This window comes from Proteiniclasticum ruminis (assembly GCF_900115135.1).
Lineage (GTDB): Bacteria > Bacillota > Clostridia > Clostridiales > Clostridiaceae > Proteiniclasticum > Proteiniclasticum ruminis_A.
The window spans coordinates 966,089-976,371 of record NZ_FOVK01000001.1 but is presented as its reverse complement, the minus strand read 5'-3'; the positions used below and the strand labels follow the sequence as shown (position 1 = coordinate 976,371).

Sequence of the window (10,283 nt, the reverse complement as noted above, 5' to 3'; positions counted from 1 at the left end):
ATAAAAGTAGAGTATGTAGGCCCCAAATATACCAGTCAAATCTGCCCAGAGTGTGGAGAAAAAAACAAGGCAAGGGATAGAAAATATAAATGCTCATGTGGTTTCAAAACACATAGAGATAGAGTTGGTGCAATGAATATCATCAAAGCACCTGTGATAGATGGTAAAAGTCTATCAGCCTAAGATACTAAATGTACTGTCTTAGGAGGGGCGATGGCATGCCCTCAGCTTGGGGTCATACTCGCCTACTGGAAACAGACTGGCGTTTAATCACCCAAGAATCCCATTGCTTTAGCTGTGGGAGTGTCAAAAGAACAATGAATTGCCAAGTGAATAGTCTAAAAGAGAGGACTTCTATAGATTTATGTAATAAGTTTCAATAGAGTGAGTACAAAAGTCCAAGATGAAACTGGTGGAAAATTATAGATTCATTGATGTAAACACAACATTGGCATATAATGAGAAGGTGATATTCCTATATTTTCTTATGAACTTCTGACAAACACGAGAAGCGGCAATGAGGTGTTTATATTTTGCTATTTTTATCTGTCATCGAAAATCAAGCGGTACGCAATCATTTGGAAAGTATCTATATACTGTATGCCAAAGAACTGATCTTTGTTTCTCACGGAATTCTTCAGGATTATCATGAGGCCGAGGATATTGTGCAGACGGCTATGATTAAAGTATCGGACTATATCGACGAAACAACAGATGCTGAATCTAAAAGCATCAGAGGTCTTCTTGTGATCATCGTCAGAAGGCTTTCTTATGATGTATATAATCAGAGAAAACGGAGAAATGAAAGCAATGTGGATGATTTCAGGGATACCCTTGGTGATGTGCATACGGCAAGTCCAGAACTGAACATCCTGAAAATGGAAGACAGAAGGTATGTGGCAGATCTCATGGCAAAAATCAATGAAAGCTACATGGACATTCTGACGCTGAAATATATCTATGAATACTCAGATAAAGAAATTGGAGAACTTCTCAATATGACAGAGGGTAATGTCAGGACAAAGCTCTCTCGTGCAAGAAAAGCCTGTCAGAAAATCATTGGAGGTGATGACAGTGAAGAGTAAAAAGAATCAAGGACCTAAAGCGCTGGACACTTTACAGGATGCTACTTTTAAAGCCATTGCTGAAGCGCATCTCATGAACCTCACAGAAGACTTGGACAGAAAGAAAGATCAGATTGAAGACATTGAAATCAGTCAGTCCATGAAAGACTGGGCTGTGAAGCTTGAGACCAGTTCTAAAAGAAAAAAGAAAAGAAACAGATTCACTTCCAGTAAAGCAGCCATCTTTCTCCTGGTTCTTTTGGGAGGATTTGCCATCACCACCTTGTCAGTGGAAGCACAGAGATATAAACTCTTTGAGTATGTGGTGGAAATGAAAGAGACGGCTATGAGAATCTACAGGACCGATGAGATGACTCAGTTTCATGATCCTCTATTTGAGTTTGACAACTATGATTATCCAACGGTTCTGCCCAAAGGCTACACGCTGAAGGAGTACTCTAAAGACTACGATATCGTGAATATGATTTTTACAAAGGGCGAGGAAAGAATCATTTTCTATCAGTTTGACACCGCAGGGGACTTCACCTTCAATACAGAAGGCGCTGTGGTGAAAGAGGTGATGGTGGGAGAATACTCTGGTTTTCTTATCACCAACGGCAAGAAGAACCAGCTCTACTGGCAGAATGATGAGAAAGAATATACAGTCAGAGGCACCATTACTGAGAAAGAGATTATGAGATTTGCAGAGAGCTTGAAAAGAACAGAGAAACGAAACTGACAAAAGATCAATGTTTATAAAATAATATAGAAAATAATACAAAAAAAGTGTAACAAAACACCCCCCTTCAACGTTTATATAGTGAAGGGGGTGTTTTCATGAAGAGAATCTTCAGGTGGATGATGGTTTTTATGATCATTCTTTGGAGCGTACAAAGCAAAAGTCTAACTGTTGTTGGAACGGAGATAGACATGGTCTTGGATGAGAATGTCATGGGCGTTCAGTATCTCTATATTGAAACATACCGGGATCATTTTGAAACTTCAAGCACGGGTGCAGCATCCTGTACGACCATTGCCTCAGGAGACAATGTGGATGCTGTTCATGTCTACGGTTCTCTTCAGAAGGAGATCAGTGGACAATGGATCTCCATAGGAAGTTGGAGCAGGAAAGTGAATGGCACAGAAGCAAAGATTACGAATACATTGATGGTGGGGCCAGGGACGTATCGGTATAAATCGTCAATATATCTATATAGAAATGGCTTACTGCTAGAACAGGATGAAAAAGCAAGCAATCCGATCAGCTACTAAGGTTGTACAAATAAAATGGGGAGAGGATGAGGATGAAATCTTTTGAAAAGAGAGAGCCTGAAGAAATCTTCAGACTGCTTGGAGAAGCTCATCTTTCTAATCTCCTGGAACTTTTGGACCAGTCTCAGGACCGGATTCTAAAGATGGAATATCCCACTGATTTCCATCTTTGGTTTGATCATAAGAAGAGGAGCCGCAAGAAGAAGCAAAGAATGAGACCCTATATGTTTCAAACAAGAAAAGCAGCCATGTTCTTTGTACTTATATTAGGCGCCATGTCTATGATGACTTTGAGTGTAGATGGAGTAAGGACTAAGGTCTATGAATTTGTCACAGAGGTTCAGGAAAGATATACAAGATTTCAGAGAGTGGACATCAGCGGGGATAAGATGGAAGAAGCAAAAGCTCCTTCAGGATACTACTTTCCCAAGGAGCTTCCGGAAGGATACTTGTTTCAGAAGTTTACGGTGTCCACAGATATGGCGCTCTTCAAATACACCAACGGAGAAGAAGAGATCTCAATGCTCCAAGCAAGTACTGCTGGGGATTACAATCTTGATACGGAGAATGCCATAGTGAAGGAAGTGTACATTGGAGAATACAAAGGATTCCTTGTTCTAAAAGGGAGAAGAAGTATGCTACTATGGCATAACCATGAGATGGAGTTTTTGATCCGAGGGTATGTCAGCGAGAAAGATATCATGAAAATGGCAGAGAGTCTGGTTTTTAGAAAAATTGAGGAGTAAGGGTATGGCTGTTATGGAATCTTCACCCTGACGTAGTCATACGGGACACAAAGGAAAAGGATCTAAGGAAGGAAGAAAGAGATGAGAAAAGTAAAACTGAGTATACTGATTCTGTCACCAGTCCTGATCGGATTTATATTTAATATGCTGGTGCAATACATACCATCTCTTGGCTATCCAGCGCCCTTGATCCTGATGGCATTCTGGTTTTATACAGGAGGAGTTTTTGCAGAGGAAAATCTGGATGAAGTCAAAAGCATTGTTGGTGCGAACTTACTTGGAGTGCTTTCACTTGCACTCTTCTGCTCACAGCATATGCCCTTTGGAATGGGAAGAAAGCTCGCCATGAGGTTTATGTTCTCACCACTTATTAGTGCACCGTTCAGCTTTTTTACGGGTAGAGTCGGTTTTTTGTTTGAAGCGACTTCTCATCAGGTGACCTCAGTGACAGCAATGGTGATGCAAGGCGCCGCACTGCTTGTCATGATCCTGATCTTTGTTGGTGGGTATTATTACCAAAAACAGAAGATACAAAGGAAAATGAGAGAAGCAAACCGAAAAAACAATAAATTGAATATCATATAATTTAGTATTGACTTTTAAAATACATAAATATATAATATATTTATATTTAATATATAAAAGGAGGCAGCGAATGAGTAAGCAGGTAAAAATCGGAATCTATTTGATGATTTTTGCTGCAGTAGCTTTCTGGGGACTGAACCAGTTGCCTTTCTGGCAAGATGTCACCATAGAAGTTCCTGCCGAGGTATATAAAGATAACGTAAATATCGAAGAGACTTATGTGAAAATAAAAGGAAGGAAAACTCGATATCTGTTTCAGAAAGAGGACAGATTCGAGGGGAGACTAGAAATCCCTGCTTTAGGGATTACCATGGAAAGTGAAACGCGCATCTATTCCTCTGTTTTTCATAAAAACATATATACCGTGCAAAGCACGAATTTCAATCCAGAAATGAGGACTGAATGGATCTTTGTTCTGGCAGATGAGATGATGGAAGAGTTCTCATTCGTTGGACATGATGGCACCTTTGTTTCATCATCGAAGGAGATCTATGATGTTTTTTCACCCCACGTGAATTTTCATGGTGGTGGAATGGGATTCGAAAATCTGGAGAATATTGAGTTTTCAAGTTACTAATCACGCATAGAGGGAAAAAGAGCTGAGAGGCTCTTTTTTTCATGTTTGTCACAAAATAGAGATGAACTGAGAATCTTCATTTACGGTAATGCTGTGATGAATGATTCGATGAATCAGATGATTTAGACTAAAGCACACATTCTGAGATAGATTGCTACTTCTTCTTTGATTTCACAAAATTTAATAGTATAATGGACGGTAGAGAAAAAATAAAGAAATGATGTGAGATGAATGGAACTGGATAAAGATTTGGAAGTAGTAAAGAAAAATGGAAATGAAATCAGACACATGGTGAATCCATCCTTTGATGTGATGATGGAGGCTGTAAGAAAAACGCCTTCAGCCATACAGCATATCAAAAATCCCCCTGTGGCTGTTATGGTCACGGCCGTTCTTGGCGGATGGAACAGCCTGCGGTTTATAAAGGATGCGCCTTATGAAGTGCAGCTTGCTGCGGTAAGAAATAAAGGCTGGGCCATCCAGTATGTGAAGGATCAGAATCTTGAGCTTCAGCTGGAAGCCGTAAAAAGGGACTTTGACGCCATACAGTACATAAAGGAGCCATCCTGCGAAGTTCAGGTGGAAGCGGTGAAGAGCTTTTGGAGTGCCATCAAATATGTGAAAAAGCCATGTCTGGAAGCTAAGGTTCTGGCCGTAGGAAAGAGTGAGCAAGCCATCACCTATGTCAGTGACTATACAGAGGAAGAGCTTCGTCTTTACTTGTCTGCCAACGTGAAAATTGTGAAGTATATTTATGATTCTCTGGATGTTGCGATGCTTTATGAGGTTCTTGAGGAGAAGTTCATGTCCGAGGATGTATCGGAGTCTTACATCAAAGACTTCATGGAACTCCAGATTCTGGATATCAATAAGGTCAACTTCATCAGAGATCACGGATCCCGAGTGACAAAACAAAAACTCATGGACTATGTACTGAGCAGATAGGAGAGTAGGATTAAATGAATTATAAAGAAACATTAGAAGCAGTGGAACTGGCTCTACTTAGCCGATCTGTTCCTCTGATCATCGGAGAAAGTGGAATCGGAAAGACCTCACTTCTCAAGGATTTCTCCAAGAAGCATGACCTGTATCTTGTGAATATCGATGCCAATCTATTGAAAGAAGGGGAAATCGGCGGACTGCCTATGGTGGTGGCAGGGAAGACTTATTATGCCACCCATCACAAACTCATGGAGATTGACACCTGGCTGCAGAACAATCCTGGTAAAGTCATGCTGTTCATTGATGAGATCAACCGCTGTGACCATAGTGTCCAGCAGGAGCTAATGAACCTTATCCTGAACCGTGAGATCAATGGATATAAACTCTCAGACAGGGTGCTGGTTGCAGCAGCCATGAACCCAACAAACAAAATGGATGACTACCGGGACACCGACTATCAGGTAGTGGACATGGACCCCGCCCAGGAAGACCGCTTCATCTGGTTCCATATGGACTCAGACCCGAAAGAGTGGATCCGATGGGGAATGGAAGATGGAGAAATACACGAGCAAGTGCTGCAGTTTATTTCCAATTTCCGGGAATATCTCAGCTACAGCAGTGAAGAAGAATATATCAAAGCGACACCGAGAAGCTGGGAGAGAGTCTCCAATGCGCTGAAAGTGTTTGAAAAAAGAAATTATGACAATAAGACTTTATATCATCTGGTAAAAGGAAATGTGGGCACAAAGCTCGCTCAGGAGTTCATGACTTTCTTGGAAGACAACAAGAATCCTCTCATTTCCACAGAGGATCTCTATGAGATGGAAGTGCTGTCCCAGTTTGTCCGGGATGAGATTGGTCAGGCAAGTCATTCCAGGCTGTACATTCTATCCAAGAACATGATCCTGAAGCTTCGGGATCATATGACCCCAAAGCATGCGGACAGATTCTCTGAAGTGCTCAATCTGATGCCCAAGGATCTTCGCATCTCTGTGATGAAAGAGCTGAAGAGCGATTATCCGGATGTGTACCCCATCCTTTTAAACTCAGATTTATTTATTGAAGGGTTCTTTGATTGTTATGGTAGATCTTAATTTCAACAAAGAGTTCCAAGAGAAAGATGAGCTCATGGAAAAGAGAAGAGTGCTTCTTCTGGACTTGAAAACTTATATGGAAGAGGATACTTTAAGAAAGGGCTTCAGCAAAGACTTTTTTGCGTATCTTAATGAGCTGTCCTTTCGGATGCTCAATGGCGGAGAAGACTACTATGCCCTATTTATGGGGGACACCTATAGAGAAATAGACTTCAATCTTCCGTTTCCCACCGCCAGTGTGCTGAGGGGCAGTAAAATACAGTTTCTGTTCAATCCGCAGATTTTTCTGCAGCTGGAAGAGCGGGAAGCGGTGGCCATGATCAAGCATGAAATTCTTCATATTCTTCTCAAGCACCACGGCAGAGAGAAAGCGCTGAAGAATAAATTTAGAAAACTGGCCATCAATCTGGCTATGGACATTTCTGTGAATCAGTACATCAATCATCTGCCGGCGTTTGTGGAGCGGATCAACTCTGTGAATATGAGATTTGACCTGAATCTGAAAACCAATGAAACATTGGAGTATTATACAGAGGAGATTCACAAAGCCATCCTGGAGCATCCAAAAGCAGTGAAAGAACTTCTTGAAAAAGACCAGGTGAACTATGAGGAAGTACATGACAGGTGGGTAGAATCAGAGGATGAGGAAAGTGATGAAGTAAAAGACAAGCTGAAATCAACGCTGCTCCTAGCCAGCAGAAATGGTGTCCCGGATGAGATATTAAGGATTGTCAAAGATCAGCTGAAAGGTGAAGTGCCCTGGACTCAAGTCATCAGAAAAGCTATCAGGACACTGCCGAAAGGAAAGAAAAAAACAGTGACAAGGGTCAATCGGAGACAACCGGAACGGATGGATCTTCGTGGAGAACTCCGAAATCATGTGCCGGATCTCACCGTGGCCATTGACATTTCTGGAAGCATTGATGACAAGTCCATGACAGATTTTCTAAAAGAAATCCTGGCGCTTTCCAGAGCATACAGTGAGACCATCAGAATCATTGAGTGTGACAATGAAGTGAGAAGAGACTATGTCATAAGAAATCTGAAAGATATGAAGCCTCTACTGAAAAGAAGAGGAGGCACAAAGTTCTCACCGGTATTTTCCTATCTGAAAGAAGAGAATCTGAGAAATACACTTCTTATTTATTTCACCGATGGATTAGGAGAATCAAAGCTTGAACTGAGACCTTACCACCATAAAACCATTTGGGTGGTCAAAGGAGACAAACTGTCTCTAAAGGAGCCTTATGGTGAAGTGGTGAAAATTAAAAGCCATAAAGAAGAAGGCGATGCAGTCTATGGACTCCAGGTGATGCGTGCGCTTCTTCATGACTGGGCAAGATAAAGAGTATCAGAGTAAACTATACGCAAATTAACCAATTTAAAAGAGCCCCATGAAGGACATCATCCTTCATGGGGCTCTTCAGTAAAATCAAATGGATTTTAGCCGCAGCTGCTGCAGGTTCCACAGTCAGATTCAACGACCTTATTGGGTCTTAGGACCATACCTTGTCCCAGGTTTTCTTCTGTGGAGAGAATCTGGAAACCTTCAAATTCATCATAGAGATTGGACTCGATATAGAAGGTCAGATCCTTAATGACAGTCTCCATATCTCCATCTTTCTTATCATCCACCATGAGTCCAAATCTAGGACCACTGCAAGCATAGCCTGCCAAGGTGATACGGATATTGTTTTTTTCCACCTGATTGCTTCTCAGGAATTGGACAAACTCCTCATAAGCAGCATCGCTCATCGCAAGAAGTTCCTTTTTTAGAGTTTCCATTCTAAAATCTCCCCTTTTTTGATTCTATTATACAGCACAACCTGTTGCACAGGTGGAACAGCCGATGTTTTCATCAATTTTCTTTGGTCTTAGTGACATTCCGCCACCGTAGTTCTCTTCATCAGAAAGAATCACGAATCCCTGATACTCATCATAAAGATCCTTAGCTACGATGAAAGTAATATCTTTGATGACTTCTACAACGTCACTGTCAGAAGCTTCATCCACCATGAGTCCAAATCTCGGACCGCTGCAGCCGAAGCCAGCCAGTGCAAGTCTTACGACCTTAGGTTCGATATCATTGGCTTCAAGTAAGTCATTGAATTCCTGATATCCGGCATCAGAAATCTCTATCATGTTTGTCATTGTGTTAATCAATTAAAACAACTCCCTTTTAATTCTTATAAATTTACTCTGATTTACCACTCCATTATATAACAATCTGAAAGATTCTTCAAATCAATTTGGTCTGAGGCAAATCCGGGGAAAGCACTGAAGAATAAGGATTCTTCAGAACATGAACTTATTCTATCAAAAAAGCATTAAAAAGTCCTGAATTATTTCTTTTTCCTGGTTCGCAAGATAGAACTCAGGAGAATTTTTTCCTATAGATGCTCCTCTTCTTATTTTCAGGTACAATGAAAGAAGAAGGAGTATCAATGAAAAACCTCCGAGTCGGGGAAACTCAGAGGCTTTCATTCAGTATACATATTCGTATAAAAGGGGGAAATATGAAATACTATTACGGTCTTTCGTATTTCGAAATATGTTGTGTGTGTGTTATGTACTTATAGTAACATAGATTGTGCAAAATTGAAAGTGATTCTCAATTAATTGTTGAAAACATTTTGTGAATAAGGAGGACTGCAATGGGAAATGAAAAATTCTATGAGAAGGATGCATTGCTGAAGGTCCTGTTTATGCCCATTCGGGACAGACTGTCGACTTATGTTGGCTCCACCATGGTGGAAGTCAAAGAGAAAGAAGGTTTTCTTTTCGTGATATTTCTTACGCCTGGTGGGAAAATTGAGCTCAAGTGCACAGCAAAAAGAATGGCAGTGACTTTATGGGAGGTGGACCTGCTGGGCCAGGAGATCCAGGAGATCCTGCTTCGGATTTCATTTTTCTTAAGAAGAAATGAAATCCAGGTGCTGACCATACGAAAGAGCGCTGAAACAAAGTACTTATCAGAATATCTTGAGAAAAACTGCAAGGCGCTGCTTTTAGCTTCCTATGGAAAAGAAATCTGGTATGAGCTGAGAGTCATGGAGTTTATCTGTAAAGCGCAGCAGCAAAACTTCTGATGAAAACAGAAGAGAATAGAACACAAAGGTGTAAAAACTTCATTAATTCTTCTGAAAGTGTACGGCGAAAGCAAATATTTACGGTACAATGAAAACAATGATAAGTACTAGGAGGAAAAACCATGAAAATTTTATCGTTTGTTGCTGATATCTTTGAAGATCTGGAACTATGGTATCCTTTAATCCGTCTCAAAGAAGAAGGATGGGAAGTGGATGTGGTAGCCCTTGACAAGAAAAAAGTCTACACAGGGAAGTATGGCCTAAAGGCAGAGGCCAACAAAACCTATGATGAAGTGAAATCAGAGGACTATGATGGTCTTCTCATTCCAGGCGGCTATGCTCCTGATATTTTGAGAGTTGAAGAAGACTGCATCAGGCTTACAAAAGAGTTCAATGAGCAGGGGAAACCCATTGGAATGATCTGTCATGCAGGCTGGGTTCCTGTGACTGCAGATATTCTTAGAGGAAAAACAGGAACAAGCACCAAGAAAATCAAAGCAGATCTGGAAGGTGCAGGAATGACTTGGGTAGATAAAGAAGTGGTAGTATCAGAAAATATCATTTCATCCAGATCTCCTAAGGATCTTCATGTGTACACCACGGCATTCATTGATGAGGTGAAGAAGTACAAAGAAGGAAAATAGTCTAGATAACATCAAAGTAACAGGATCCGATTTCGACAGGAGTCAGATCCTGTTTTTTTCATGGGATCATCATTACAAGAATCATGCAAAACTCCTGAAGTGAGATTTATCTATATTGACGATATATAACTGAACATGGTACATTGAAGTAGTGGCTCTTGGAAAGAAAAGGGTTCTGTTCATGGGAATCGTCCATTATCTCCATGAGATCAGCTCGATGAAATACAATATACCGATAGACTGATAAGACCGACTGAAAATAATAAAAGG

The 10,283-nt window shown here is 40.8% G+C and carries 14 protein-coding genes; 12 read left to right on the top strand and 2 right to left on the bottom strand.

The window, feature by feature from the left end; translation table 11 throughout:
* The 10 genes from BM243_RS04540 to BM243_RS04495 all read left to right on the top strand — a co-directional run.
* A partial coding sequence (locus BM243_RS04540; RefSeq protein WP_143093534.1) for a zinc ribbon domain-containing protein occupies positions 1 to 183 on the top strand: 183 nt, incomplete at its 5' end.
* A 350-nt stretch (positions 184 to 533) separates the two neighbouring features.
* A complete protein-coding gene (locus tag BM243_RS04535; protein ID WP_177213456.1) occupies positions 534 to 1,085 on the top strand; it encodes an RNA polymerase sigma factor in 552 nt (183 codons plus the stop codon).
* Positions 1,075 to 1,803, top strand: coding sequence for a DUF4367 domain-containing protein (locus BM243_RS04530; RefSeq protein ID WP_177213455.1), 729 nt, complete (start codon positions 1,075 to 1,077; stop codon positions 1,801 to 1,803). The genes BM243_RS04535 and BM243_RS04530 overlap by 11 nt, the downstream gene beginning before the upstream one ends.
* Before the next feature lie 98 nt (positions 1,804 to 1,901).
* Entirely contained in the window at positions 1,902 to 2,336 is a 435-nt protein-coding gene (locus BM243_RS04525) for a hypothetical protein (RefSeq protein WP_074910845.1), read from the top strand.
* Between the two features lie 32 nt (positions 2,337 to 2,368).
* On the top strand, positions 2,369 to 3,082 hold the full coding sequence (locus tag BM243_RS04520; protein ID WP_074910844.1) for a DUF4367 domain-containing protein: 714 nt from the start codon (positions 2,369 to 2,371) through the stop codon (positions 3,080 to 3,082).
* An 81-nt stretch (positions 3,083 to 3,163) separates the two neighbouring features.
* A complete protein-coding gene (locus tag BM243_RS04515; protein ID WP_074910842.1) occupies positions 3,164 to 3,667 on the top strand; it encodes a hypothetical protein in 504 nt (167 codons plus the stop codon).
* Positions 3,668 to 3,737: 70 nt separating this feature from the next.
* A complete protein-coding gene (locus BM243_RS04510; RefSeq protein WP_074910841.1) occupies positions 3,738 to 4,244 on the top strand; it encodes a hypothetical protein in 507 nt (168 codons plus the stop codon).
* A 231-nt stretch (positions 4,245 to 4,475) separates the two neighbouring features.
* Entirely contained in the window at positions 4,476 to 5,189 is a 714-nt protein-coding gene (locus BM243_RS04505) for a DUF4116 domain-containing protein (RefSeq protein ID WP_083422598.1), read from the top strand.
* Positions 5,190 to 5,203: 14 nt separating this feature from the next.
* Positions 5,204 to 6,280, top strand: coding sequence for an ATP-binding protein (locus tag BM243_RS04500; RefSeq protein ID WP_074910839.1), 1,077 nt, complete (start codon positions 5,204 to 5,206; stop codon positions 6,278 to 6,280).
* The gene (locus tag BM243_RS04495; protein ID WP_242943510.1) at positions 6,267 to 7,625 is read left to right on the top strand and encodes a vWA domain-containing protein; all 1,359 of its coding nucleotides are present in this window, start codon (positions 6,267 to 6,269) and stop codon (positions 7,623 to 7,625) included. The genes BM243_RS04500 and BM243_RS04495 overlap by 14 nt, the downstream gene beginning before the upstream one ends.
* Before the next feature lie 98 nt (positions 7,626 to 7,723).
* Here BM243_RS04495 and BM243_RS04490 read toward each other — a convergent pair whose 3' ends face one another.
* Together BM243_RS04490 and BM243_RS04485 are read right to left on the bottom strand one after the other, a co-directional pair.
* Positions 7,724 to 8,065 carry a HesB-like protein gene (locus tag BM243_RS04490; protein ID WP_074910837.1) on the bottom strand — a complete coding sequence of 114 codons (342 nt, stop codon included), beginning with the start codon at positions 8,063 to 8,065 and terminating at the stop codon, positions 7,724 to 7,726.
* Between the two features lie 27 nt (positions 8,066 to 8,092).
* Positions 8,093 to 8,443 (bottom strand): HesB-like protein, encoded by a 351-nt coding sequence (locus tag BM243_RS04485; RefSeq protein ID WP_242943500.1) that lies wholly within the window; start codon positions 8,441 to 8,443, stop codon positions 8,093 to 8,095.
* 491 nt (positions 8,444 to 8,934) lie between these two features.
* On the opposite strand from BM243_RS04485, the gene BM243_RS04480 reads away from it, so the two are divergent.
* Both BM243_RS04480 and BM243_RS04475 read left to right on the top strand, forming a co-directional pair.
* Positions 8,935 to 9,369, top strand: a complete 435-nt coding sequence (locus tag BM243_RS04480) for a hypothetical protein (RefSeq protein ID WP_074910835.1) — start codon at positions 8,935 to 8,937, stop codon at positions 9,367 to 9,369.
* Positions 9,370 to 9,491: 122 nt separating this feature from the next.
* Positions 9,492 to 10,013, top strand: coding sequence for a type 1 glutamine amidotransferase domain-containing protein (locus BM243_RS04475; RefSeq protein WP_074910834.1), 522 nt, complete (start codon positions 9,492 to 9,494; stop codon positions 10,011 to 10,013).
* Positions 10,014 to 10,283 lie beyond the last annotated feature (270 nt).